21 protein-coding genes and 1 tRNA gene are annotated in these 24,867 nt (G+C 70.4%); 12 read left to right on the top strand and 10 right to left on the bottom strand.

Annotation, left to right across the window (positions count from 1 at the left end):
• Positions 1–4 precede the first annotated feature (4 nt).
• Entirely contained in the window at positions 5–1,357 is a 1,353-nt protein-coding gene (locus G6N64_RS22865; RefSeq protein ID WP_163800049.1) for a TIGR01777 family oxidoreductase, read from the top strand.
• Here G6N64_RS22865 and G6N64_RS22860 read toward each other — a convergent pair.
• From G6N64_RS22860 to G6N64_RS22845, 4 genes are read right to left on the bottom strand one after another with little or no spacing between them, the layout of a single operon-like run.
• A complete protein-coding gene (locus G6N64_RS22860) occupies positions 1,339–2,046 on the bottom strand; it encodes a type 1 glutamine amidotransferase (protein ID WP_163800047.1) in 708 nt (235 codons plus the stop codon). The two genes, G6N64_RS22865 and G6N64_RS22860, sit on opposite strands and share 19 nt — an antisense overlap.
• A gap of 25 nt (positions 2,047–2,071) precedes the next feature.
• Positions 2,072–3,292 carry a serine hydrolase domain-containing protein gene (locus G6N64_RS22855; RefSeq protein WP_163800045.1) on the bottom strand — a complete coding sequence of 407 codons (1,221 nt, stop codon included), beginning with the start codon at positions 3,290–3,292 and terminating at the stop codon, positions 2,072–2,074.
• A 39-nt stretch (positions 3,293–3,331) separates the two neighbouring features.
• Positions 3,332–3,994, bottom strand: a complete 663-nt coding sequence (locus G6N64_RS22850) for a response regulator (protein ID WP_163800044.1) — start codon at positions 3,992–3,994, stop codon at positions 3,332–3,334.
• A complete protein-coding gene (locus G6N64_RS22845) occupies positions 3,987–5,618 on the bottom strand; it encodes a sensor histidine kinase (RefSeq protein ID WP_246230770.1) in 1,632 nt (543 codons plus the stop codon). Before G6N64_RS22845 ends, G6N64_RS22850 begins: the two co-directional genes overlap by 8 nt.
• Before the next feature lie 163 nt (positions 5,619–5,781).
• Here G6N64_RS22845 and G6N64_RS22840 point away from each other — a divergent pair, with 163 nt between their 5' ends.
• The 7 genes from G6N64_RS22840 (at position 5,782) to G6N64_RS22810 (ending at position 15,371) form a co-directional block, all read left to right on the top strand.
• A complete protein-coding gene (locus tag G6N64_RS22840; protein WP_163802046.1) occupies positions 5,782–6,714 on the top strand; it encodes a Bug family tripartite tricarboxylate transporter substrate binding protein in 933 nt (310 codons plus the stop codon).
• The gene (locus G6N64_RS22835) at positions 6,711–7,223 is read left to right on the top strand and encodes a tripartite tricarboxylate transporter TctB family protein (protein WP_163800042.1); all 513 of its coding nucleotides are present in this window, start codon (positions 6,711–6,713) and stop codon (positions 7,221–7,223) included. Before G6N64_RS22840 ends, G6N64_RS22835 begins: the two co-directional genes overlap by 4 nt.
• A complete protein-coding gene (locus G6N64_RS22830) occupies positions 7,224–8,762 on the top strand; it encodes a tripartite tricarboxylate transporter permease (protein WP_163800040.1) in 1,539 nt (512 codons plus the stop codon).
• Positions 8,759–9,148 (top strand): universal stress protein, encoded by a 390-nt coding sequence (locus G6N64_RS22825; protein WP_163800038.1) that lies wholly within the window; start codon positions 8,759–8,761, stop codon positions 9,146–9,148. The genes G6N64_RS22830 and G6N64_RS22825 overlap by 4 nt, the downstream gene beginning before the upstream one ends.
• Before the next feature lie 64 nt (positions 9,149–9,212).
• A complete protein-coding gene (locus G6N64_RS22820) occupies positions 9,213–9,989 on the top strand; it encodes a DUF1206 domain-containing protein (protein WP_163800037.1) in 777 nt (258 codons plus the stop codon).
• 163 nt (positions 9,990–10,152) lie between these two features.
• Entirely contained in the window at positions 10,153–11,571 is a 1,419-nt protein-coding gene (locus G6N64_RS22815; RefSeq protein WP_163800034.1) for a nitrate/nitrite transporter, read from the top strand.
• On the top strand, positions 11,568–15,371 hold the full coding sequence (locus G6N64_RS22810) for a bifunctional nitrate reductase/sulfite reductase flavoprotein subunit alpha (protein ID WP_163800032.1): 3,804 nt from the start codon (positions 11,568–11,570) through the stop codon (positions 15,369–15,371). Before G6N64_RS22815 ends, G6N64_RS22810 begins: the two co-directional genes overlap by 4 nt.
• Before the next feature lie 19 nt (positions 15,372–15,390).
• Here the strand turns inward: G6N64_RS22810 and G6N64_RS22805 are convergent, their stop codons facing one another.
• Together G6N64_RS22805 and G6N64_RS22800 are read right to left on the bottom strand one after the other, a co-directional pair.
• Positions 15,391–15,714: a DUF732 domain-containing protein gene (locus G6N64_RS22805; RefSeq protein WP_246230769.1), complete on the bottom strand. Its 324-nt coding sequence runs from the start codon at positions 15,712–15,714 to the stop codon at positions 15,391–15,393.
• Positions 15,715–15,885: 171 nt separating this feature from the next.
• Positions 15,886–17,322 (bottom strand): HNH endonuclease signature motif containing protein, encoded by a 1,437-nt coding sequence (locus tag G6N64_RS22800; protein ID WP_246230768.1) that lies wholly within the window; start codon positions 17,320–17,322, stop codon positions 15,886–15,888.
• A 221-nt stretch (positions 17,323–17,543) separates the two neighbouring features.
• On the opposite strand from G6N64_RS22800, the gene G6N64_RS22795 reads away from it, so the two are divergent.
• Positions 17,544–18,623, top strand: a complete 1,080-nt coding sequence (locus tag G6N64_RS22795; protein WP_246230767.1) for an alpha/beta hydrolase fold domain-containing protein — start codon at positions 17,544–17,546, stop codon at positions 18,621–18,623.
• 2 nt (positions 18,624–18,625) lie between these two features.
• On the top strand, positions 18,626–20,380 hold the full coding sequence (locus G6N64_RS22790; protein WP_163800028.1) for an MOSC and FAD-binding oxidoreductase domain-containing protein: 1,755 nt from the start codon (positions 18,626–18,628) through the stop codon (positions 20,378–20,380).
• Between the two features lie 14 nt (positions 20,381–20,394).
• On the opposite strand, the gene G6N64_RS22785 is transcribed toward G6N64_RS22790, so the two are convergent.
• Positions 20,395–20,483: transfer RNA gene (locus tag G6N64_RS22785), tRNA-Leu, on the bottom strand.
• 21 nt (positions 20,484–20,504) lie between these two features.
• Here G6N64_RS22785 and G6N64_RS22780 point away from each other — a divergent pair.
• Together G6N64_RS22780 and G6N64_RS22775 are read left to right on the top strand one after the other, a co-directional pair.
• A complete protein-coding gene (locus tag G6N64_RS22780; RefSeq protein ID WP_163800027.1) occupies positions 20,505–21,893 on the top strand; it encodes a M20/M25/M40 family metallo-hydrolase in 1,389 nt (462 codons plus the stop codon).
• Between the two features lie 28 nt (positions 21,894–21,921).
• Positions 21,922–22,452 carry a YbhB/YbcL family Raf kinase inhibitor-like protein gene (locus G6N64_RS22775; protein WP_163800026.1) on the top strand — a complete coding sequence of 177 codons (531 nt, stop codon included), beginning with the start codon at positions 21,922–21,924 and terminating at the stop codon, positions 22,450–22,452.
• Positions 22,453–22,458: 6 nt separating this feature from the next.
• On the opposite strand, the gene G6N64_RS22770 is transcribed toward G6N64_RS22775, so the two are convergent.
• From G6N64_RS22770 to G6N64_RS22760, 3 genes are read right to left on the bottom strand one after another with little or no spacing between them, the layout of a single operon-like run.
• Complete coding sequence (locus tag G6N64_RS22770) at positions 22,459–23,520, bottom strand: quinone-dependent dihydroorotate dehydrogenase (RefSeq protein ID WP_163800024.1); 1,062 nt, start codon at positions 23,518–23,520, stop codon at positions 22,459–22,461.
• Positions 23,520–23,771 (bottom strand): DUF5703 family protein, encoded by a 252-nt coding sequence (locus G6N64_RS22765; RefSeq protein ID WP_409370787.1) that lies wholly within the window; start codon positions 23,769–23,771, stop codon positions 23,520–23,522. The genes G6N64_RS22770 and G6N64_RS22765 overlap by 1 nt, the downstream gene beginning before the upstream one ends.
• On the bottom strand, positions 23,765–24,775 hold the full coding sequence (locus G6N64_RS22760; protein WP_163800022.1) for a YncE family protein: 1,011 nt from the start codon (positions 24,773–24,775) through the stop codon (positions 23,765–23,767). Before G6N64_RS22760 ends, G6N64_RS22765 begins: the two co-directional genes overlap by 7 nt.
• Positions 24,776–24,867 lie beyond the last annotated feature (92 nt).

Below are 24,867 nucleotides of genomic sequence, written 5' to 3'. Positions count from 1 at the left end.
AACTGTGGGCATCGAATACGAGAGCGTCGTCGACCATCCGCTGGACGAGGTCTTCGCCTGGCACACCCGGGCCGGCGCCATGCGGCGGCTGGTCCCGCCGTGGCAGCCGATGAAGGTCGTCGCCGAGACCGATTCGCTGGCCGACGGTCAGGCCATCCTGGGGCTGCCCGGCGGACTGCGGTGGATCGCCCAGCACGATTCGACGGCCTACGACCCGCCGTACCGCTTCGTCGACGCGCTCTCCTCGTCCGGGCTGCGCTCCCTGCCGCCGCGGGCGATCGGATGGTGGCGCCACACCCACGACTTCGCCGAGGGCCCGACGGCGGGGACCACCCGCGTGCACGACCGGGTCGACACCACGGTGCCAGGCGCGGGCCTGCGGTCGACGTTCGTCTACCGGCACCGGCAGCTCGCCGACGACCTCGCCGCACACCGGGACGCGGCCCAGGCGGGTGCCGGCTCACTGACGATCGCCGTGACCGGTGCCTCCGGGCTCGTCGGCACGGCCCTGACCGCCATGCTGAGCACCGGCGGGCACCGGATCATCCGTCTGGTCCGGCACGAGCCTGCCTCGTCGGGCGAGCGCCGGTGGAACCCGCTCGACCCGGCGCCGGACCTCCTCGCGGGTGTCGACGCCGTCGTGCACCTGGCGGGGGAGTCCATCTCGGGACGGTTCAACGACGCGCACCGACGGGCGGTGCGGGACAGCCGGATCGAGCCGACACGCAAGCTCGCCGAACTCGCAGCACGTGACGGTGGTCCGCGGGTGTTCGTCAGCGCGTCCGCGATCGGCTACTACGGGTACGACCGCGGTGACGTCCAGTTGACCGAGGACGCCTCGCGCGGCGACGGCTTCCTCGCCGACGTGGTCTCCGACTGGGAGGCGGCACTGGCGCCCGCCGTCGACGCGGGGGTGCGCGTCGTGCCGGTCCGCACCGGCATCGTCCAGGCCGCCGACGGCGGCACCCTGAAACTGCTGCGTCCGCTGTTCGCCGCCGGCCTCGGCGGGCGTCTCGGATCCGGGAAGCAGTGGCTGTCGTGGATCGGCATCGACGACCTGCTCGACGTGTACTACCGCGCGCTCTACGACGACCGGCTGAGCGGTCCGGTGAACGCGGTGGCACCCAACCCGGTGCGCAACGACGAGTACACGAAGGTGCTCGCCAGCGTCATGCACCGGCCGGCGATCGTGCCGGTCCCGGGCTTCGGGCCGCGGCTCCTCCTCGGTGCGCAGGGCGCGCGCGAACTCGCCGAGGCGAGCCAGCGGGTGGTGGCGGCCAAGCTGGCGTCGGTCGAGCACCGCTTCCGCCATCCCGACGTCCGCGGCGCACTGTCACATCAGCTGGGACACGGCTGAGCGACCACCCGCCGGGTGAACTCGGCCACCAGGTGACGTAGCCGCGCACCCGCATCCGTCGCGGATTCGGATGTGGCCGAACGCAACTGGTCCACGCTGAGCCCGGCGGCGGCGACCTCGTCGGCCCCCGCGGCGAGCCACGTCTCGAGCAGGTCGGCGTCGAGTTCGGGGTGGAACTGCAGCGCCAGCGTCCGGCCGAGCAGGAACGCCTGGGACGCGTTGGCCGTGCGCGCCAGTTCCGTCGCGCCCGGCGGCAGCCGCCACGTGTCGAAGTGCCACTGGAACCACCGGCCGCCGGGCACCAGGTCGGCGTCGTCGGTGTCGATCTCGTACCAGCCGATCTCGGGCACCTCGGCGCGCGCGACCGACCCGCCGAACGCCTGCGCGAGCAGTTGACCGCCGAAGCAGACCCCCAGCGTCGCCACGCCCGCGGCGGCGGCGTCGCGCATCATCTGCATCTCCGCCTCGACCCAGCTCATCCCGCCGTACACCGGCCAACTGGCGCCCAGTGGCACCACGACGTCGTAGTCACGCGGATCGGGGAACACGACGTCGACGGCCGCGGCGTCGGCGCCGGGCGGGACGACGTCGAACGTCGCCACCTCGTAACCCGAGTCGACGAAGGCGTCGCCGAGCATCGCCTCGGTGGCGATGTGTTCATTGCGGAGGAAGAGGACCGTGGGTGCCACGGTCAGTCATTCTCGCGCATCGGCGTCACTTCGGTGGCACGGGCGGTGCGTGCTCGGGTGCCAGTTCGGCGCCCAGCCTGCGGAACAGGGCCTGGGCGGCGTTCGAGTAGTTCCCGTCGGCGTCGAACGCCTCGGGTGCGAAGGTGACGGCGATCGCGATGGCGAGCTTGCGCGCGGGCAGGTACGCCATGACACCGGCCGCCCCGGCGAACATGGGGTTCTGCAGCAGCCAGTCGCCCGAGGTGACGATGCCCATCCCGTAGGTGTAGCCGTCGGTCATGGGGGCGCAGGTCGCGCAGCCGGGTTGCCCCCGGGTCTTGCCGCGCAGGTCGGTGGAGACCATCAGGTCGTAGGACTCCCTGGAGAGCAGGGTGCCCGCGCCGATGGCACTCGCCGACGCGGCCACGTCGTAGATGGTCGTGGTCTGGACGGCACCGCGGGTGATGGTCCACGACGGGTTCCAGAACGTGGACTCCTCGTAGAAGGGAGTGCCGGGTGGGATGCCGAGGGCCTTGCGGCGCTCGCTGGTGAACGAGTGCAGGACCGGGGACGGAACGTCGGGCGTGACGGAGTTCGCGGTCGCGGTCAGCCCGAGCGGTTCGAGCACCCGGGTCGACAGCAGCGTCGCCATGTCCTTGCCGGTGGCCTTCTCGAGCGCCAGACCCAGCAGGACGTAGTTGGTGTGCGCGTAGTTCCAGTTCGTGCCCGGTTCGTACAGCAGCGGTTTCGACGTCGCGTACGCCAGCAGCTCCTCGGGCTCCCACTGCCGGAACGGATCGGCGTAGGAGGCGTCGTCGAACGCGGGGTTGCCGATCACGTAATCGGCGTAGCCCGAGGTCATCTGGCCGAGTTGACGCAGTGTCACCCGGTCGGAGTTCGGGACGTCGGGCAACCAGGTCGACAGCCTGTCGTCGAGACCGACCGTGCCCTGCTCGGCGAGCCGCAGCAGCAGGGTGGCGACGTAGGAGATGGCGACGGCCCCGTTGCGAAAGTGCATCGCCGGGGTGGCGGGCACGCCGGTCATCGACTCCCCGGCGGCGCGCGTGACGACGTCACGGCCGTCCTCGGTGACGCGGACGAGCACGGCGCGCAGGTGAGAGTCCTTCATCACCTCCCCGACGATGCGCATTACGGCGTCGGCCCTGGAGTCGGTGGCGGGCGCGGTGGACTCGTCGGCGACGGAGTGACAGGACGCCACCAGTGCGACGGTGCAGAGCGCGGCGAGCACGCGTCGGGAGTAGCGCATCAGGAGATCGTGACAGAACCGGTCGACGAGCGAGCCGCTTCACCGGACGGCGCGATACCGCCGCTCGGGCCGGCCCGCGCCGTACTGCAGGCGCAGCTCGACCGCCCCCGCGCCGAGGTAGTGCTCCAGGTAGCGGCGCGCACTGACCCGCGAGATGCCGATCAGCTCCGCGCATTCCGCGGCCGACACCTCGCCGGCGGTGCGCAACGCGTCGAGCACCAGGCGGCCGGTCTCGACGCCGAGCCCCTTCGGCAGCTGGTCTGTGCGCTGCGCCGCCGAGCCGAACAGCGTGTCGATCAGCGATTGGTCGGCGCCGGTGGCGGCGGTCAGTGCGTCGGCCCTCGCGGCGAACGCCTGCAGCTTGCCCTCGAACTGCTCGAACTCGAACGGCTTCATGAGGTAGTCGGCGGCCCCGCCGTCGAGAGCGCCTGCGACGGTGTCGAGTTCGCGTGCCGCGGTGATCATGATGACGCCGACGCGGTCGCCCCCCGAGCGCAGCCGCTGCAACACCTCGAGGCCGGTCATGTCGGGGAGGTGGACGTCGAGCAGCAGCAGGTCGGGGGCGAGGGTGGCCGCCCGGTCGAGGGCCTCGGCGCCGGTGCGGGCCACCCCGACCGAACGGAATCCGGGCACCCGTTCGACGAACCGGCGGTGGATCTCGGCCACCATGAAGTCGTCGTCGACGACCAGGACGTCACGCATCGGCGGCCGCCCCGGTGGAGACTTGGCTCGGGAGCCGGACGTCGAACACGGCGCCACCCACCGAACCGTCGGACACCCGCACCGAGCCCCCGAGCTGCGTGCTGACGAGGCGGACCAGTGCGAGCCCGATGCCGCGGCCGCCCGGTACCTCGGGCTTGGAGGTGATGCCCCGTGCGAAGATCGACTCGCGCATGTCGTCGGGCACGCCGGGTCCCGAGTCGGCGACCGAGATGGTCAGCCCGTCACCGTCGTTCACCGCCACGCGCACGACGGCGCGTCCGGAGCCCTCCGAGACGTCCACCGCGTTGTCGATCAGGTTCCCCAGGACGGTGATGACGTCGGTGGCCAAGGCTGGATCGAGCGCCGCAAGGTGGCTGTCCTCGTCGATCTCCAGTGCCACGCCGCTCTCGGCGGCCAGCGAGGTCTTGGCGATCAGCAGCGCCGCCACCGCGGGGTCGGACACGTGCCGGGTGACGGCGTCGCTGATCTCGGCGCGGCGGCGGGTGAGCGTGCCCACCAGGCTGCGGACGGCGTCGTACTCGCCGAGCTGGACGAGCCCCGAGATGGTGTGCAGCTGGTTGGCGAATTCGTGGGTCTGCGCGCGCAGCGTGTCGGTGACGCTCTTGTGCGACGACAGCTGGCCCTGCATGGAGGCCAACTCGGTGCTGTCTCGCATGGTGGTGACGGTACCGATGCGTTTGCCGCGGGTACTGGCCGCCCGCCGGTTGAGCGCGAGAACCCTTGTGCTGGTGGTTATCACGACGTCGCGACCTTCGTCGCCGGACAGCAGGAACGCGCTGACGGCGGGGTCGAGGTCGACGGCGTCGAGGTGCCTGCCCACGGCGTCGGCCTCGAGGCCGAGGAGTTCCTGGGCGCTGTCGTTGAGCAGGGTGATGACGCCGTCGGTGTTGACGGCCACCACGCCCTCGCGGATGCTGTGCAGCAACGCCTCCCGGTGGTCGGCCAGGCCCGCGATCTCGGCGACCTCCAACCCCCGGGTGTGGCGCTTGATGCGCCGCGACAGCAGCCACGACGTCAGCACCCCGAGCGCCGCGCCGAGGCCCAGGTACACCAGCAGGCGTTCGCCCGCGCCGCCGAGCAGCTGCCACGTCGACGGGTACGGCTCGCTGACCGACACCACCGCGAGCACTGCGCCGTCGATCGACAGGATGGGCACCTGACCGATCAGCGAGTGCACGCCCGTGCCGTCCTGTGCCACGTCGACGTCACCCGCCCAGGCTCGGCCCCGGACGACCAGGCTGGGCCCGAAGTCGACCTGCCGACCCACCCGCGCCGGGTCGGACGACGCGCGGACCACGCCGTCAGGACCGGAGATCTCCACCAGCCGCGCCCCCGACAGCGCCACGGCCCGGTCCACGTCGGGCGCCAGCACCATCGAGGCGACCGGGTCGGCGTACCGCTCGCGGACGATCGGGGTCGACGCCAGGTTCTCCGCGACGGCGATCATCCGCTGACCACGCACCTCCCGGAACTCCTGGGTGGACTGCGCCACCGAGACCGCGGCGACGGCACCGAGGACGACCGCCACGACGAGCACCTGGAACACCAGGAACTGGCCGGCGAGGCTGCGAGCCGTGAGCGTGCGCGGGGCCAACCAGCTCACCGGTGCGACTTACTCAATGACCACAACTTCCTTTGCTTCCGAAACGGTGACCTGGGTCACGACGGGGGTCCAGTATGGCTGAGCATCACATCCAGTGAAGGGGACGACTGTGCCGACTGTTCGACGAGGTACGAGATGGCTGGCGGCCGTGCTGCTGCTCGCCATGGCGGTGACCGGATGTGGGGTGACGCGTGGTGACGACCCATCGAGCATGCACCGCCTCCGGATGATGGTCCCCAACAGCCCGGGCGGCGGCTACGACCTGACGGCCCGCACGGCGGTGAAGATCATGGAGGACAAGGACATCACCGGCCGCATCGAGGTCTTCAACGTCATCGGCGCCGGCGGCACGGTCGCGATGGCGCGCCTCATGAACGAGCGCGGCAACGGCGACCTCATGATGATGATGGGCCTCGGCGTCGTCGGCGCGACGTACACCAACGGATCGAATGCGCGGGCGTCGGACGCCACGCCGCTGGCCCGGATGGTGGAGGAGCAGGAGGGGATCCTGGTTCCCGCCGACTCGCCCTTCCGCACCGTGCAGGATCTGGTCACCGCGTGGAAGGCCGATCCCGCCAAGGTGACGGTCGGCGGCGGTTCGTCGCCGGGCGGGCCGGACCACCTGTTCCCGATGGAGACGGCCCGGGCTGCGGGCATCGACCCGCGCAAGGTCAACTACATCGCCTACGACGGCGGCGGCGACCTACTGACCGCGCTGCTGGGCGGGAAGATCGCGGCGGGCACCTCCGGTCTCGGCGAGTACGTCGACCAGATCGAGGCCGGGTCGGTGCGCGTGCTCGCGGTGTCCGGCGAGGAGCGGGTCGAGGGCGTCGACGCACCGACGCTGCGCGAGGCCGGAATCAACCTGGTTTTCACCAACTGGCGCGGAGTGCTTGCGCCTCCGGGCATCTCGGGCGAGTCCCGGGCGGCACTCGTGAAGGTGCTCGAGGAGATGCACGCGACCGACGAATGGAAGGAAGCCCTGGTGAAGAACGGCTGGAGCGACGCGTTCGCCACCGGCGAGGAGTTCGATCAGTTCCTGACCGATCAGGACGAGCGGGTGTCCTCGACGCTGACCGAACTGGGTCTGCTGTGAGCGCGCCCGAGCAGGCACCCGAGAAGCGGGTGGACTACGCGCAGTACCTGGTCGTCGCGGTGCTCGCCATCGTGGGTGCCTTCCTGGTGTGGAACGCCATGACGCTGCCGGAGGGGTTCGCGAAGGTCGACCCCGTCGGACCGAAGTTCTTCCCGATGGTCATCGGCATCGCCGCGCTCCTGCTGGCGGTCATCCTGGCCGTCGCGATTCCGCGCGGATCCCGCGGCGAGGCCGACGCCGGCGAGGACATCGATCCCGACATGCCGAGCGACTGGAAGACCGTCGGCATGCTGGTCGCGTGCTTCGTCGGGATGATCCTGCTGGTGAACCCGCTGGGCTGGGTCATCACGAGCGCGCTGTTCTTCGGCGCTGCCGCAACGATTCTCGGCAGCAAGCACTACGTGCGCAACATCGGGATCGGCGTGATCCTGGCGCTGGCCAGCTTCTACGCGTTCTACTCAGGGCTCGGAATCCCGCTGCCCGCAGGCATCTTGGACGGAATTCTCTAGATGAACAACTTCGACTGGCTCATGCAGGGCTTCGCCGAGGCCGCCACGCCGATGAACCTGCTGTACGCCTGCATCGGCGTGCTGCTGGGCACCGCGGTGGGCGTGCTGCCCGGCATCGGCCCGGCCATGACGGTGGCACTGCTGCTGCCCATCACCTACAACGTCAGCCCCAGTGCGGCGTTCATCATGTTCGCGGGCATCTTCTACGGCGGCATGTACGGCGGCTCGACGACCTCGATCCTGTTGAACACGCCGGGGGAGTCGTCCTCGGTGATCACGGCGATCGAGGGCAACAAGATGGCCAAGGCGGGCAGAGCCGCGCAGGCGCTCGCCACGGCGGCCATCGGGTCGTTCGTGGCCGGCGCCATCGGTACCGCGTTGCTCGCGGCGTTCGCGCCCGTCATCTCCCGGTTCGCGGTCACCCTGGGCGCGCCGTCGTACCTGGCGATCATGCTGTTCGCGCTCGTCGCCGTCACCGCGGTACTCGGCAGCTCGAAGCTGCGCGGGGCGATCTCGCTGGTGCTCGGTCTCGCGATCGGCATCGTCGGCATCGACTTCCTGACCGGCCAGCCGCGTGCCACGTTCGGCATCCCGCAGCTGTCCGACGGCATCGACATCGTCGTCATCGCGGTCGCGATCTTCGCCCTCGGCGAGGCGCTCTGGGTCTCGGCGCACCTGCGTCGACGGCCGGCGGACATCATCCCGGTGGGACGGCCGTGGATGGGCAAGGACGACTTCAAGCGGTCGTGGAAGCCGTGGCTGCGCGGCACCGCGTTCGGGTTCCCCTTCGGCGCGCTGCCCGCCGGTGGCGCCGAGCTGCCGACCTTCCTGAGCTACATCACCGAGAAGAAGCTCAGCAAGCATCCCGAGGAGTTCGGCAAGGGTGCCATCGAGGGCGTCGCCGGTCCGGAGGCGGCCAACAACGCGTCGGCGGCCGGCACGCTGGTGCCGATGCTGTCGCTCGGTCTGCCCACCAACGCGACGGCCGCGGTCATGCTCACCGCGTTCGTGTCGTACGGGATCCAGCCGGGGCCGACGCTGTTCGAGAAGGAACCGCTGCTGATCTGGACGCTCATCGCGAGCCTGTTCATCGGCAACTTCCTGCTCCTCGTGCTCAACCTCCCGCTGGCGCCGCTGTGGGCCAAGCTGCTGCGCACCCCGCGGCCGTACCTCTACGCCGGCATCCTGTTCTTCGCGACGCTGGGTGCCTTCGCGGTCAACCTCCAGCCGCTCGATCTCGCGCTGCTGCTGATCTTCGGTCTGCTGGGCCTCATGATGCGGCGCTTCGGACTCCCGGTGCTGCCGTTGATCATCGGCGTCATCCTCGGGCCGAGGATCGAGCGCCAGCTGCGACAGAGCCTGCAGCTCGGCGGCGGCGAGTGGAGTGGGCTGTTCACCGAGCCGGTGGCGATCGGTACCTACATCGCGATGGCGGTGCTGCTGCTCATCCCGCTGGTGCTCAAGCTGCTGCACCGCGACGAGGAGACGCTGCTCGTCGTCGAGGACGACAAGGACCAGAGAGAGAAGGCCCAGGCGTGATCGTGATCGGCTACACCGCAGACAGGTTCGGACGCGCAGCGCTCGAGCACGGCGTCGCCGAGGCGCGGCTACGGAACACCAGCGTCCTGGTGATCAACTCGACGGCGGGGGACTCCTACACCGACTCGACGTTCGCGTCCCCCGACCAGCTCGCCGACGTGCGGACCGTGCTCGGCGAGGCGGACGTGGAGTTCGAGGTCCAGCAGCCCGTCGGGGTCGACGCGGCCACCGAGCTGCTGAAGGCGATGGACCGCCACGACGCCGAGCTGCTGGTGATCGGCATCAAGGACCGCAACCCGGTCGGCAAGCTGCTCCTCGGCAGCGTGTCCCAGCAGGTGCTGCTCGAGAGCCCCAAGCCCGTGCTCGCGGTGAAGCCCGCCGAGTAGCCGCTTCTACATTGACGTCAATACTCGGGTTTGACCGTTGATCATGGCGGGGTAACCCCCGGCCATGGTCGACACCAAGGGTGCGGTGCGCAACGCCGCGGACAACGAGTGGTTCGAACGGGCGGCGCGGGCCGGCTTCGCGGCGAGCGGCGTCCTTCACCTGCTGCTGGCGTGGATCGTGCTCCGGCTCGCGTTCGGCGACGCGGGCAACGCCGACCAGTCCGGTGCGCTGGCACAGCTCGGCAGCCAGACCGGCGGCGCGATCATGCTGTGGCTGGCGGCGGCGGGTCTCGCGGCGCTCGGGCTGTGGCACCTCGCCGAGGCGGTCGTCGAGAAGGACGCCAAGGACAAGGTGAAGGCCGTGGCGGTCGGGGTGGTCAACATCGCGCTGGCGGTATCCGCCGCACGGTTCGCCATGGGCGGCGGCCAGTCCAGTGGGCAGCAGAACGCCGGCATGAGCGCCCAGCTGATGCAGTCGGCGTGGGGCAAGGCCGTCCTCATCGTCGTCGCGCTGGTCCTGATCGGCGTCGGCGGCTACCACGTCTACAAGGGCGCCACCAAGCGCTTCGAGAAGGAACTCACCCGCTCCCGTGGGTCGGTCGTCACGCCGGCCGGCATCATCGGCTACGTCGCCAAGGGACTGGTTCTCGCGGGCGCCGGAATCCTGGTGATCGTCGCGACGGTCACCTCCGACCCCGCCAAGGCGTCGGGCATCGACGCCGCGGTCAAGACCCTCGGGGCCGCGCCGTTCGGCCGGATCCTGCTGGTGCTCGCCGCGGTCGGCATCGCCGCCTACGGCGTGTTCAGCCTCATTCGGAGCCGCTACGCCGACATGTCCTAGCGGGATCCGCGCGTCGATCCGATTGTTTCCCCGCCGTTTCCGGCGCGCGGCGGCCGTGCAAACCGGTCCGCACCCCCAGGTGGGAGCGGACGTGAGCCACACTTGACCTGACGGTCACGGATGCGCAATCGACGTGGCATCGCCCGCGCATAGAACTGTCGTCATGAGCAAGCTCTCTCGCAGCCACGACATCGCGCACTGGGATGCGGAGGACGCCGACGCCTGGGCGGCGGGCAACGACAAGATCGCCAAGCGCAACCTGATCTGGTCCATCGTGGCCGAGCACGTCGGGTTCTCGATCTGGTCGATCTGGTCGGTGATGGTGCTGTTCATGCCGCAGGACGTGTACGGCATCGACGCGGCGGGCAAGTTCTACCTCGTCGCGGTGCCCACGCTGGTCGGCGCGTTCATGCGGATCCCCTACACGATCGCTCCCGCGCGCTTCGGCGGCCGCAACTGGACGATCGTCAGTGCACTGCTCTTGCTGATCCCCACGGTGCTCGCGCTGTGGGCGATGATGAACCCCGGCACCAGCTACACCACGTTCATGGTGGTCGCGGCGTTCGCGGGGTTCGGTGGCGGCAACTTCGCGTCGTCGATGACCAACATCAACGCGTTCTACCCGCAGCGCCTCAAGGGCTGGGCGCTCGGCCTCAACGCCGGCGGCGGCAACATCGGCGTGCCCGTGGTCCAGCTGATCGGACTGCTCGTCATCGCGACCGTCGGCAACACCGCCCCGGAGATCGTCTGCGCCGTCTACCTGGTGTTCATCGCGCTGGCGGCGGTGGGCGCGGCGTTCTACATGGACAACCTGCGCAACCAGAAGTCCAACCTCGGTGCGCTCGCGGAAGCGCTGCGCCACAGGCACTCCTGGGTGATGAGCTTCCTCTACATCGGCACCTTCGGATCCTTCATCGGGTTCTCGTTCGCTTTCGGCCAGGTGCTGCAGATCAACTTCCTCGCCGGTGGCGACACACCGGCGCAGGCAGCCCTGCACGCCGCGCAGATCTCGTTCCTCGGCCCGCTGCTCGGCTCGATCTCCCGGCCGTTCGGCGGCAAGCTCGCCGACCGCATCGGCGGCGGCAGGATCACCCTCTACACGTTCGTCGCGATGATCTTCGCCGCGGGCATCCTCGTCGCGACGGGAATGCTGGACGATGCCGCGCCGGGCGCCCCGAGCGGGGCGCACATGACCGGCTTCGTCGTCGGCTTCATCGTCCTGTTCGTGCTGTCGGGTATCGGCAACGGCTCCACCTACAAGATGATCCCGTCGATCTTCGAGGCCAAGGCGCAGGACGAGCACGCCTGGACCGCCGAGGAGAAGGCCGCGTGGTCGCGTCGCATGTCGGGTGCGCTCATCGGATTCGCCGGCGCCGTGGGCGCACTGGGCGGCGTGTTCATCAACGTCGCGCTGCGACTGTCCTACACCGGGGCGGCCAAGTCGGCGACGAACGCGTTCTGGGTCTTCCTCGCCTTCTACGTGGTGTGCGCCGTCGTCACCTGGTTCGTGTTCCTGCGCATGCAGTCGGTGCGGACCGTGGCGGGGGAACACGTGGGCCGCGCTCCGGCACCCGTCGGGTGAGCGTTCGGACCACGCGGACGGCGTGCTCGTACTGCGGTGTCGGTTGCGGGATCTCGGTGCAGACCCGCACCGAGTTCGATACCGGCCTGCCGGTGATCACCCGCGTGTCGGGGGACACGCTGCATCCCACCAACGCCGGCAGGCTGTGCACGAAGGGGGCGACGCACGCCGAGCTGATGGCTGCCACCGACGGCCGGCTCACCACGGCGCTGATGCGGTCGGATCGTGACGGTGAGTTCGCGGAGGTCGACGTCGACGACGCGGTCGCCGAGGCCGGCCGACGCCTCCGCGCGATCGTCGACGAGCACGGCCCGGACGCCGTCGCCCTCTACGTCTCGGGCCAGATGTCGATCGAGGCACAGTACGTGGCGACCAAGCTCGCCAAGGGCTTCGTGCGGACCACGCACCTCGAATCGAACTCGCGGCTCTGCATGGCAAGCGCCGCAACCGGATTCAAGCAGTCACTGGGGGCCGACGGGCCGCCCGGTTCGTATGCGGACTTCGACACCACCGACCTGTTCTTCGTTATCGGGTCGAACATGGCCGACTGCCACCCCATCCTTTACCTGCGGATGGTGGACCGGCTCAAGGCGGGCGCACGGCTCATCGTCGTAGACCCCCGCCGCACCACCACCGCCGACCACGCCGACCTCCACCTGCCGATCCGGCCCGGCACCGACCTGGCGCTGCTGAACGGCATCCTGCACCTGCTCGTCATCAACGGCGACGTCGACGCGGACTTCATTGCCGAACACACCGAGGGCTGGGACCCGATGCCCGAGTTCCTCGCGGACTACCCCCCGCACGTCGTCGCCCGCATCACCGGCCTCGCCGAGGACGACATCCGCACGGCCGCAACTATGATCGCCGAGGCGGGCGACTGGACGACGTGCTGGACGATGGGACTCAACCAGAGCACGCACGGCACGTGGAACACCAACGCGATCTGCAATCTGCACCTCGCCACCGGCGCGATCTGCCGACCCGGCAGCGGACCGATGTCGCTGACCGGCCAGCCCAACGCGATGGGCGGCCGCGAGATGGGCTACATGGGCCCGGGACTGCCCGGCCAGCGCACCGTCACCTCACCCGCCGACCGCGCGTTCGTCGAGACCCGGTGGGGCCTGGCCGCCGGAACGATCCGCTCCGACGTCGGTCCCGGCACCATCGAGATGTTCGAGCGGATGGCCGCCGGCGACGTCAAGGCGTGCTGGGTGATCTGCACCAACCCGGTCGCGTCGGTGGCGAACCGCAGCACCGTGATCGACGCACTCCGGACGGCGGAGCTGGTCGTCACCCAGGACGCGTACCGCGACACCGCCACCAACCGGTACGCCGACGTCGTGCTGCCCGCGACGCTGTGGGCGGAATCGGATGCGGTGATGGTCAACTCCGAACGCACCCTGACGCTGATGGCGCAGTCGGTGCCCGCGCCGGGGCAGGCGATGCCCGACTGGCAGCTGATATGCCGGGTCGCCGAACACATGGGGTTCGGCGCCGACTTCGCGTACGCCTCGAGCGAGGAGATCTTCGCCGAGATCCGGGAGTTCTCCAATCCGCGAACGGGATACGACCTGCGCGGCGCCAGTTACGATCGGCTGCGCGAGACGCCGCTGCAGTGGCCCGTCGCACCCGGTGGCGCCGATCGCAACCCGACCCGCTACCTCAACGACGGCGTGAGCCAGGACCCGTACGTCGACGCCGACGGCCACCGACCGCGCCTGGCGTTCCCCACCCCATCCCGGCGCGCGGTGTTCCATCCCCGGCCGCACGTGGACCCCGCCGAGCGTCCCGACGGCGAGTACCCGATCGTGCTCAACACCGGCCGCCTGCAACATCAGTGGCACACGATGACCAAGACCGGTCGGATCGCCAAGCTCAACAAGCTGAACCCCGGCCCTTTCGTCGAGGTCCATCCCGACGACGCGGTTACCCTCGACGTCGTGGACGGCGGCCGCGTCGAGCTGACGTCGCGACGGGGGAGGGCGATCGTGCCCGCCGTCGTCACCGACCGCGTGCTTGCCGGGACCTGCTTCGTGCCGTTCCACTGGAACGACGAGCACGGCGCCGACCTCACCATCAACGCGCTCACCAGTGACGCCGTCGACCCGGACTCGCTGCAGCCCGAGTTCAAGGCGTGCGCCGTGCGGTTGACGGCCGTCACGCCGGACACTCCGGCCCCTCCGCTGCCGGACGACGTGGTCGAGGACGTCGTCACGGACGGTCCGCTGGTGCTGTGGGCGTCGCAGACCGGCACGGCCGAGGACGTCGCGTCCCGGGTCGCGGGCCGCATCTGCGGGGCGCGGCTGATCGCGATGGACCAGGCGACGCCGGCCGACCTGTCCGAGGCGGGGGACGTCGTGATCGTCACCAGCACCTTCGGCGCCGGCGGGCCACCCGACAACGGAGCCGGGTTCTGGGACCGGCTCTCGCGCGACGACCAGCCCGCGCTGGACGGGGTGCGGTACGCCGTGCTCGGCATCGGCGACCGGTCCTACGACGACTTCTGCGGCTACGCGAAGTCGTTGGACCGCAGGCTGTCCGACCTCGGTGCCAGCACGCTGCTCGACCGCACCGAGTGCGAGGCCTACGACGACGAGCCGATGGCGCGATGGACCGACAGGGTGAGCGGAATTCTCGGCCGTTCGGCCGCGGCCACCGACGGGCCGCCGTCGGCGGCCGTCGCGGAACCATTCACTCGCCACCGGCCCCTGCGGGTGCCGCTCGGTCGCAACGTCCTGCTGACGCCGCCGACGGCCGACAAGGAGGTGCGGCTGTTCGGCTTCGACGTCTCCGAGCACGACGTGACCTACTCGGTGGGCGACGCGCTCGGCGTCTACGTGGTCAACGCTCCCGAGGTCGTCGACGCGTGGCTGTCGGCCACAGGTCTGGCGGGCTCCGAGGCCGTGCACGTCGACGGCGAGGACGTCGACCTGCGAGACGCGCTGTCGTCGTCCTACGACGTCTGCCGGGTGACGCCGAACCTGCTGTCGTTCATGGCCGAGCGGTGCGGTGACGGGGCGGCGGCGCGGATGCTGACGCGGTCGAGTTCTGAGCGCGACGCCTGGCTGGTGGGTCGCAACGGACTGGACGTCGTCGAGGCCTTCGCGGTGCGCGCGGAGCCCGCCGAGTGGCTCGACGCGCTGGTGCGGCTGACCCCGCGGTCCTACTCGATCGCGTCGAGCCCGCTGGTGAGCCCGCACGAGGTGCAGACGACGGTCTCGGTGGTGCGGTACCGCAGTCCGAGTGGCGCCCGGCGCGGCGGGGTGTCCTCGACGTTCCTGGCCGACCGCGCGACCCACGCCGAGGTGTTCCTGCAACCGTCGCCGCACTTCCGGCCGCCCGAGGACGGGGCGACGCCGATGATCATGGTCGGTCCGGGCACCGGCGTGGCGCCGTTCCGCGGCTTCCTGCAGGAACGTCGGGCGTTGGGTCACATCGGTCGCAACTGGCTGTTCTTCGGCGATCGGCATCGCGCCGAGAACTTCTACTTCCGCGACGATCTCGAGGACATGGTGCGCGACGGCCTGCTGGACCGCCTGGACCTGGCGTTCTCGCGGGACCAGGCCGAGCGCAGATACCTCCAGCACGACATGACCCGCTCCGGTGCCGACCTCTGGCGGTGGCTCTGCGAGGGCGCGCACCTGTACGTCTGCGGCGACGCCGCGCGGATGGCCAAGGACGTCGACGATGCCCTCACCGCCATCATCCGCCGCCACGGCCACCTGTCCGCCGACGCGGCGCGCGACTACAAGCGCGAACTGGTGGCCACCAAACGCTATGTCCGGGACGTGTACTGAGGCCCGTGTATGTGCGACGTCAGTAGGCGGCGGTCGCGGCGCCGCCGTTGCCGCTCTGGGCCCAGGACTCGATGTCCGGCAACACGTCGGGGCACATGTTGGCTCCCGCGGAGTAGACGATGATGCCCGTCTCGTACGGCGCGTAGCCGGCGCTCTGGACGTTGCTCAGAGCCGCCGGCACCGGCGCACCGGATCGCAGCATGCGGCACGTGAACTTGCCGAGATCGATGACGTCGCTGATCGATTCGTAGTAAACGCCCTCGTCGTCGAGCAGCATCACGAAATCGATCGGATCAGCGGCCGCCGCCGGCGCCAGCGCCGTACCGGTCGTTACCACGCTCACCGCAACACCCGCCACCGTCAATGCGCTACGGAACATGTCCCACCCCCTGAATCTGCGGTCCCCCGACCGCAAGAGTGCACCGTATCTCTGGGGTCTGACACGTCACCGTGATGCTTACGTGGCATTGCCGCGCGACGACCGTCGTTGCGTGGTATGCCCGTTGGCGCAGCCCTAGAAGGGTGGTGGGTTGGCGAGTCGGTGGGCGATGTTGGTGTCGCGTTCGGTGGTGATGCGGCGTTGTCGGTGTTGGGCGCGGGTGCGTGGCCGTGTGGGCATGCGTAGGCCCTTGATGGTGCGGTCGGTGGTCTGGTCGGGTGGTGGCCCGGTGGTGGGTGGGGTGCCGGTGGGGGTGGCGAGGTGGGGGAAGAGCGTCGCGCCGAGTGGGGTGGTGGTGTAGAGGATCCCGGTGGGGCTGGTGACGGTGATGGTGCCGTCGGGGTGCTGGGTGTCGTTCCATCCGCCGGTGCCGATCCAGAAGGTCTTCATGAGGTGGTGGTGGCGGCAGAGGTGTTTGGTGTTGGACGGGTGGGTGGCGCCGTGGGGCCAGGGGGTGGTGTGGTCGGTGTCGCAGTTTTGGGCGGGTCGGGTGCAGCCGGGCCAGCGGCAGGTGAGGTCGCGGCAGAGCAGGAACGCCGCGAGTCCGGTGGAGGGCCGGTACCCCTTCTCGGCGACGAGGTCGTCGGGTTGGGGGACGGGGCGGACCTTCGTGCGCGGTGAGCCGGCGAGTTCGCGGACGTGGTCGGCGGGGATGGGTCCGTGGCCGGGCATGTAGGCGGGGGTGTTGGTGGTGCCGTCGAGGGTGGTGTGGTCGGTGAGGACGTGGATGACGATCTGATGCCCGCCGTTCCCGCGGTTGCCGTCGGCGTCGGACGTGGCGGTGCAGGTGTTGGTGCCGCACTGGCAGTCGAGGCGGGTGTGTCCGTCGCAGAGTGCGGTGAGGGCGTCGGCGCGGCGGTGGTGGTGGGTGCGGGGGTCGGCGGGGCAGACGGTGGCGGCGACGGCGGTGAGGCGTTGGTCGAGGCAGAGGCCGGCGTCGGCGGTGAGGCGGCCGGTGAGGTCGGCCATGCCGTGTCGGTCGGGGTGGATGGTGACGTGGGATTCGTCGCGGCGGTGGCGGGCGGTGCGTTGGGCGTCGGGGTCGAGGTCGGTGACGAGCCAGTCGAGGATGTCGGTGAGCTTCTTCTCGGAGAGGTGGTTCCAGTGTGGGGCGGCGGCGGCGATCTTGGTGTCGATGGCGGCGAGGACGTCGGGGTCCTGGATCAGCAGGGTGCGGTCGTCGATGGTGGCGATGATGCGGCGGTCGATGTCGCCGGCGAGGAAGCGGTTGGCCAATTCCGGGAGTCGTTGGATGAGGCAGGTGCCCAGGAGCATGTCGGTGCGGGCGCGGTGGCGGCTGATGCCGAGGTGGGCGGAGACTTCGGCGATGGCGACGTCGAGGTCGTCGACGGTCCAGAGGGCGGTGGTGGCGTCGGGGCCGGGGTCGCGGCGGATGGCGAGGGTGCCGGCGGCGAGGATGCGGCGGGCGGTGGCGATGCGTTCGGTGCGCAGTTCGGTGGCCATGGACGCCAGGAGTGCGGCGTCGCCGAGGGCCGCCCATTCATCGAACACACGTTCTATGTTGCCACTCCGGATGTGTGATCGGTACCCGACCACACCAGCCTGTGGATGAACCGACGACTGTGGATAACCCAGCGCAGCAACGGCTTTCGCAGGGCAACTTGTCGGACACGCATGGTATCGCCGGTGACGGACGTCGGGCCAGGTCAACGGCTCAGGCGCCCGACGCGAAACCGCTCGCGCCGACGCACCGAGGTGTACTTTCGGCGATCATGGACCTTCCCGTCACCGTCACGCTGCCCGGCCGACTGGGGGACCCCACCCTCGAACTCCGCAGCGATCCACGATCCGATCCGCGGATGCTCGCACTGTTCGCGCCGTACGGCATCGACGGCACCGCCCCGGACCTCCCGGTCACCCGGCAGTCGCCACTCGAGGAGCTGCTCGCGACGGCGCTGGGGGTGGAGCAGGCCTTCGAGGGCCTCTTCGGTGCCCTACTGTCCGACGTCCACGCACCGACGGGTCTGACGTCGACCGTCGAGACGATCACCGGCGTCGATGGCAACGACATCACCCTCTACGTCGACCGGCTCGCCGACGCCACCGGACCGCAACCCGGCCTGCTGCACCTGCACGGTGGCGGCATGGCGATCCTCACCTCCGCCACCAGCGCGGTGTGGCGGCAACGGCTCGCCGCCGCGGGCTGCGTCGTGGTCGGCGTCGAATTCCGCAATGCGGGTGGATCTCTCGGCCCGCACCCCTTCCCCGCCGGCCTGAACGACTGTGCGAGCGCGCTGGACTGGATGCACGAGCGCCGCGCCGAACTCGGTCTCTCGTCGATCGTCGTCACCGGTGAGTCGGGCGGAGGCAACCTGTCGGTGGCCACGGCGCTGAAGGCCAAGCGGGAGGGCAGGCTGGACCACCTCGACGGCGTGTACGCACAGGTGCCGTTCGTGTTCGGCGGCTACGACGCCCCCGACCCGGCGCTGCCGTCGCTGATCGAGAACGAGGGTTACGTCATCGGACCCAGCGTGATGACGCTGATGGCAAGCCTCTACGACCCCGACGGCGAGCACGCCAAGGACCCGCTCGCCTGGCCCTACTACGCGACCATCGACGACGTCGCGGGCCTGCCACCGCACGTCGTCACCACAGACGAACTCGACCCGCTGCGCGACGAGGGGCAGGCCTACCTGCGCACGCTGCAGAAGGCGGGGGTGCGAGCCACCGGCCACGTCTACAACGGCGTACCGCATGCGGCCGAACTACTCGCTGCCGCAGCGCTTCCCGACCTGTTCGACCGCGCCCTACGTGACGTCGTCGCGTTCGCCCACAGTGTGACCGGGACCTAGCCGTGGACACCCTCGTCTCGCTCAACGTCGGCATGCCGAAGGACGTCCCATGGGGCACGCGCACCGTGCACACCGGCGCGTGGAAGTCCGCGGTGTCCGGACCCCGAATGGTGCGGCGGCTCAACGTCGACGGCGACGGGCAGGGTGATCTCGGGGGTCACGGCGGCGAGCACCGCGCGGTGCTGGTGTACCAGACGCAGTCCTACCGCTACTGGGAGGACGCCCTCGACCGGCCCACGTTGCCGCTCGGCGCATTCGGCGAGAACTTCACCGTGGACGGAATGTCCGACGACGACGTGTGCATCGGCGACCGCTACCGGATCGGCGGTGCCGTCTTCGAGGTGAGTCAGCCCCGGGTCACGTGCTACCGGGTCGGCCTCCGGCTCGACGAGCCGCGGATGGCCGCCCTCCTCGTCGAGCGCCGTCGTCCCGGCTTCTATCTCCGCGTGGTCACGGAGGGCGAGGTCGAGGCGGGTCAGACCATCGAGAAGGTGCACGAGGACCCCGAGCGGGTCTCGGTCGCCGAGGTGGACGCGCTGCTCTACCTACCCGGCCACCCACGCGAGGCACTGGCGCGGGCGATGCGCGTCCCCGCCCTCAGCCCGGGCTGGCAGGGGTCGTTGCGCAGCATCGCCGACCAACCCGCGACGGCCACCGGCAACACGGGCCTGACGGCGGCGGCGACCAGCCCGCCGCCCGCGTGGCCCGGCTTCCGGCCACTGATGGTGTCCCGCATCGAGGGCCAGAGCAACACGGTCTTCTCCGTCGAACTCGCTGCCGAGGACGGCAGTGACCTTCCGCCGTGGCGCCCCGGGCAGTCGCTCGCGGTCAGGGTCCATCCACCGGACGGGACGTCGGCGATCCGCAACTACTCGCTGTGCAACCGGCCGGGCGAGCGCACGTACCGCATCGGCGTCAAGGAGGAGTCCCACGGCGCGGTGAGCAGCTACCTGCGCGCCACCCTCGCCGTCGGCGACGCCATCGAGGTGGCCGCACCGCGGGGAAACTTCTTCCTCGACGACGGCGACGGTCCGGTGGTGCTGCTGTCCGCGGGCATCGGGGTGACGCCGGTGCTGTCGATGCTGCACAGCCTCGCGGGATCGTCGTCGACGCGGCAGGTGTGGTGGTTGCACGGTGCTCGCAACGGCGCCGAACATCCCTTCGCCGAAGAGGCCCGTCGGCTGGTCGACGAACTGCCCGGCGGTCGGTCGTTCATCGCCTACAGCAGGCCTGGTCCCACGGACCGTCTCGGCACCGACTTCGCGATCGCGGGGCGGCTGTCCGAGGAGGTCCTCGTCCGGGCAGACATACCCGCCGACGCCGACGTGTACGTCTGCGGCCCCGACGCGTTCATGGCGGCGGTGGACGCCCTGCTCGTCGGCGCCGGCATCGACCCCGCCCGGATCCACCGCGAACAGTTCGGCCCCGCCGCGGCGTTGACACCGGGCATCGCCGCGACCCCGACGGTCAGCCCGCACCAGCCGTCCGGCCCGGTGGGGCCGGGACCCGGCGTGTCCTTCGCGCGCAGCGGCCTCGACGCGCCGTGGGGTCCGCAGTACCCCAGCCTGCTCGACTTCGCGGAGGCGTGCGACGTGCCGACCCGATGGTCCTGTCGCACGGGGGTGTGCCACAACTGCGAGACGCCGATGCTGGCGGGTGCGGTGGTCTACGACCCCGAGCCGATCGAGCGGCCCGCGGAGGGGAACGTCCTGCTGTGCTGCAGTCAGCCCGTCGAGGCCGTCGTGCTCGACGCGTGAGCGTCGAGATGATGTGGTGTCCGAGGGGGGACTTGAACCCCCACGCCCGTTAATAGGGCACTAGCACCTCAAGCTAGCGCGTCTGCCATTCCGCCACTCGGACAAGAGCGCCTAAGGCTAACGGATGGGACACCCCGGACCCAAACCGCCTCGCTGCGATGGTGGTACGAATGGGTCTGTGACAGACGCCCCGGAACCCACCAGCGAGGTCGTCGGCCTCGTCAGCGAGCTAATTCGCTTCGACACGTCGAACACCGGCGAGCTGTCGACGACCAAGGGCGAGGCCGAGTGCGCCCGGTGGGTGGCCGCCCAGCTCGAGGAGGCCGGCTACGAGACCGAGTACGTCGAGTCCGGCGCTCCGGGCCGCGGGAACGTCGTCACCCGGCTGCGCGGTGCGGACTCGAGCAGGGGAGCGCTGCTGATCCACGGCCACCTCGACGTCGTCCCCGCCGAGGCCGCCGACTGGAGCGTGCACCCGTTCTCCGGGGCGGTCACCGACGGCTACGTGTGGGGCCGCGGCGCCATCGACATGAAGAACATGATCGGCATGATGATCGCCGTCGCGCGGCACCTCAAGCGCTCGGGCACCGTGCCGCCACGGGACTTGGTCTTCGCCTTCGTCGCCGACGAGGAGGCCGGCGGTCGGTACGGCTGCGGATGGCTCGTCGAGAACCGTCCCGACCTGTTCGAGGGCGTCACCGAGGCCATCGGTGAGGTCGGCGGATTCTCTCTGACCGTGCCGCACCGCGACGGCGGCGACAAGCGCCTGTACCTGATCGAGACGGCGGAGAAGGGCATGCGCTGGATGCGGCTCACCGCCCGCGGCCGCGCGGGCCACGGCTCGTTCGTGCACGACGACAACGCCGTCACGACCCTCGCCGGTGCGGTCGACAGGCTGGGCCGCCACCAGTTCCCCGTGGTGCTCACCGACACCGTCGCTCAGTTCCTGGCAGCGGTCGGCGAGGAGACGGGGCACTCGTTCGATCCCGATTCGCCGGACCTGGACGGCGTGGTCGCCAAGCTGGGTCCGATCGGGCGCATCGTCGGTGCGACGCTGCGTGACTCGGCGAACCCCACGATGCTCAGCGCGGGCTACAAGGCCAACGTGATTCCCGGGTCGGCCGAGGCCGTGGTGGACTGCCGGATCCTGCCCGGCCACGCCGCCCAGTTCGAGGCCGCGGTCGACGAACTCATCGGACCGAACGTCACCCGGGAGTGGATCACCGACCTGCCGGCCTACGAGACGACCTTCGACGGCGACCTGGTCGAGGCGATGAACGCCTCGCTGCTCACCGTAGACCCCGACGCCCGCATCGTGCCCTACATGCTGTCCGGCGGCACCGACGCGAAACACTTTGCCCGCCTTGGCATCCGCTGCTTCGGCTTCATCCCGCTGCGCCTGCCGCCCGATCTCGACTTCGCGGCGCTGTTCCACGGCGTCGACGAACGGGTACCCGTCGAGTCGTTGACGTTCGGCACGGAGGTGCTCGCGCACTTCCTGCTGCACTGCTAGACCACCGCTCTCCCGAAAGGACACGCACATGAGCACGCCGTACGACGCGCTACCGCAACTGCCCTCCTTCACCCTGACCAGCAAGGTCGTCACCGACGGCCAACCGCTGGGCAACGAGCAGGTCAGCGGGATCATGGGAGCCGGTGGCTCCGACGTGTCACCGGACCTCGCGTGGTCGGGCTTCCCCGAGGAGACCCGCAGTTTCGCGGTCACGATGTACGACCCGGACGCGCCGACCGGCTCGGGTTTCTGGCACTGGGCCGTCGCGAACCTCCCCGCGACAGTCACCGAACTGCCCGAAGGCGTCGGCGACGGTAGCCACACCGGGTTTCCCGGTGACGCGGTGACGCTGAGCAACGATGCGGGCCTCAAGCGCTTCATCGGCGCCGCGCCGCCGCCGGGACACGGACCGCACCGCTACTTCATCGCCGTGCACGCCGTCGACGTCGAGAAGCTCGACCTGCCGGACGGCTCGACGCCCGCCTACCTCGGCTTCAACCTGTTCAGCCACGCGATCGCCCGCGCCGTCATCCACGGCACGTACGAGAAGAAGGAGTAAGCCGCTTCAGTCCAGGCTGGAGCCGACGGCGTCGGTCAGGGACCCGAAGCCACCGTCGCGCAGGCGGCGGGCGACACCGTCGTGGATCTGCTTGGCCCACAGCCCGCCGCCGTAGACGAAGCCGGTGTAGCCCTGCACCAGTGACGCACCCGCGGTGATGCGCTCCCACGCGTCGTCGGCGGTCTCGATGCCGCCGGCGCTGACGAGGACGAGCCGGTCGCCGACCCTCCGGTACAGGCGCCGCAGCACTTCGACCGACCGCTGGGCGACCGGCGCTCCGGAGACGCCACCCGCGCCCAGGTCGGCGACGCCGGGGGTGCGCAGGCCGTCGCGCGAGATCGTCGTGTTCGTGGCGACGATGCCCGCGAGGCCCAGCTCGACGGCGAGGTCCGCGACGGCGTCGACGTCGGCGTCGGACAGGTCGGGCGCGATCTTGACCAGGACGGGTACGGACGTCTCTGCACGCACGGCCGCGAGGATGGGCCGCAGCGACTCCACCGCCTGTAGGTCGCGCAGTCCGGGTGTGTTCGGGGAGCTGACGTTGACCACCACGAACGCGGCCAGCGGGCCCGCGAGCCGTGCGCTCTCGGCGTAGTCGGCGACGGCGTCGGCGGGTGCGGTGCTCTTCGTCTTGCCGATGTTGACGCCGATGGGCACGTCGGCGCGGTGGCTACGCAACCGCGCCGCCAGCGCGTGCACGCCCTGGTTGTTGAAGCCCATCCGATTGAGCAGGGCGCGGTCGTCGGCGAGCCGGAACATCCGGGGTCGGGGGTTGCCTGGCTGCGCCCGAGCGGTGACCGTGCCCACCTCGGCGTAGCCGAAACCCAGTGCGCCCCAGGTGTGCAACCCGGTGCCGTTCTTGTCGAAGCCGGCGGCGAGGCCGAGGGGACCCGGGAACCGGACGCCGAACACCGTCGTCGCCAGCACGGGATCACTCGGCGCGAGCCGGCCCAGCAGCAGCCGGCGCAGCGGTGGCACGGCGGTGACCGCACGGAGCACGGCGAACACCCACGTGTGGATGCGTTCGGGCGGGACGAGGAAGAGAATCCGGCGCAGCAGTCCGTACATCAACTGCTCGGCTGGTCGCCGAGGCGGTCGGCCGCCGTCTTGCGCCGGCGCAGGAGCACCCGGCGGCTGCCGTCGGTGTACAGGCGCACCCGCGTCAACTCCCACCCCCGGTACTCGGCCTCGATGGACAGCCGCGTCGACGCCGACACCCGGGTGACGTCCGGAGGCAGGCGCAGGGGCACCCACTCGTAGTCGTCGGAGAGGTCGGACTCCCAACTCGCGGGCATCCGGCCGCGCATCGCCGTCACGATGCCGACGCCACGGTGATCACCTGCACGCCCGCGCCGGACCCCGACACCACGTACAGCGTGTCGGCGGCGTCGTCGTAGGCCAGTGAGTTCGGTTGCTGCACGGTTCGATGACGCACCTTCTCGACGGGGATTCCGGTCGCCAGATCGTAACCAATCACGGTGTTCGTCGCCGTCTCCGATACCCAGGTCAGCCGCGACCCGCCCGCCAGGCCGTACGGGGCACCGCCGACCGGGAACCGCTGCCGCAGCATCAGGGGATCGGAGCCGAAGACGAGCAGTTCGTCGCCCCGGGTGTCGGCGACCAGCACGCGGCCTTCGGGGTCCGCGGCGATGGTGGTCGCACCCTCGCCGGCGCGCAGCGCATGCTCGGAATCCTCGCCCGACGCGCTCACCGTGGTCACCGACGTCTGCCCCCGGTCGAGCACCACGACCGTGTTGCCCTGCGCCGCAAGGGCATCGACGCGGGCGAAGATCTTCAGCCGCGCCGTCACGGCCGAATCGGAGCCCAGCGTGTAGACGGCGCCGTCCGCGCTGCCGAGGGCCAACCGGCCGTCGGCCCGACGGGTGATCGCCGTGAAGTCGACGTCGGCGGCGTCGTCGATGCGGACCGGGTCCACCACGCCGCCGGCCAGTTCCACCCGCACATAGCCGCCCCGGCTCGACCCGTAGACGGTGCCGTCGTCGTCGCCGGTCAGCGCGGTCACCGGCGCGGGCAGCGCGACCGTGCGGGCGGGGCCGCGCGCCGGCATCAGCGTCAGAGTCGAACCCGCGGCGGCGTCGCCGGTCAGGACCACCAGCGTGCTCGTGCCGCGGTCGAACACCGTGGTGAGGCCGCGTCCCCGCAGGGCACGGACCTCGCCGTCGGGCGGCTGGGCCGCAACGGGCGAGTCGGCCGCCGCGGCGGGGGAGATCGTCGGGGGCGGCGCCTCGGACGGTTTCGACGAGCAGGCGGCGACGGCGAAGGCCGCCACACCGACGACGAGGGTGTGACGAAGGCGACGCATGGTGTTTCGGTGCCGGGGCAAGGGGTAGCTCTCGGATCGTGCGGATACGAGGACGAGTCGAGTGTAGGCAAGCCCGCGTTCACCGGTTGGTC

The sequence above is a fragment of the Mycolicibacterium sediminis genome, from assembly GCF_010731735.1.
In the GTDB taxonomy this organism is placed as follows: Bacteria; Actinomycetota; Actinomycetes; order Mycobacteriales; family Mycobacteriaceae; genus Mycobacterium; species Mycobacterium sediminis.
Note: the sequence above shows the minus strand (reverse complement) of the source record. Positions and strands in the feature narration are given on the sequence as shown.

Coding starts and splice junctions, on each gene's coding strand:
- G6N64_RS22795 (WP_246230767.1), top strand. CDS start 17,544: ATGGACCTTCCCGTCACCGTCACGCTGCCCGGCCGACTGGGGGACCCC.
- G6N64_RS22770 (WP_163800024.1), bottom strand. CDS start 23,520: ATGTACGGACTGCTGCGCCGGATTCTCTTCCTCGTCCCGCCCGAACGC.
- G6N64_RS22815 (WP_163800034.1), top strand. CDS start 10,153: ATGAGCAAGCTCTCTCGCAGCCACGACATCGCGCACTGGGATGCGGAG.
- G6N64_RS22820 (WP_163800037.1), top strand. CDS start 9,213: ATGGTCGACACCAAGGGTGCGGTGCGCAACGCCGCGGACAACGAGTGG.
- G6N64_RS22775 (WP_163800026.1), top strand. CDS start 21,922: ATGAGCACGCCGTACGACGCGCTACCGCAACTGCCCTCCTTCACCCTG.
- G6N64_RS22850 (WP_163800044.1), bottom strand. CDS start 3,994: ATGCGTGACGTCCTGGTCGTCGACGACGACTTCATGGTGGCCGAGATC.
- G6N64_RS22760 (WP_163800022.1), bottom strand. CDS start 24,775: ATGCGTCGCCTTCGTCACACCCTCGTCGTCGGTGTGGCGGCCTTCGCC.
- G6N64_RS22830 (WP_163800040.1), top strand. CDS start 7,224: ATGAACAACTTCGACTGGCTCATGCAGGGCTTCGCCGAGGCCGCCACG.
- G6N64_RS22780 (WP_163800027.1), top strand. CDS start 20,505: ATGGGACACCCCGGACCCAAACCGCCTCGCTGCGATGGTGGTACGAAT.
- G6N64_RS22840 (WP_163802046.1), top strand. CDS start 5,782: ATGGCGGTGACCGGATGTGGGGTGACGCGTGGTGACGACCCATCGAGC.
- G6N64_RS22855 (WP_163800045.1), bottom strand. CDS start 3,292: ATGCGCTACTCCCGACGCGTGCTCGCCGCGCTCTGCACCGTCGCACTG.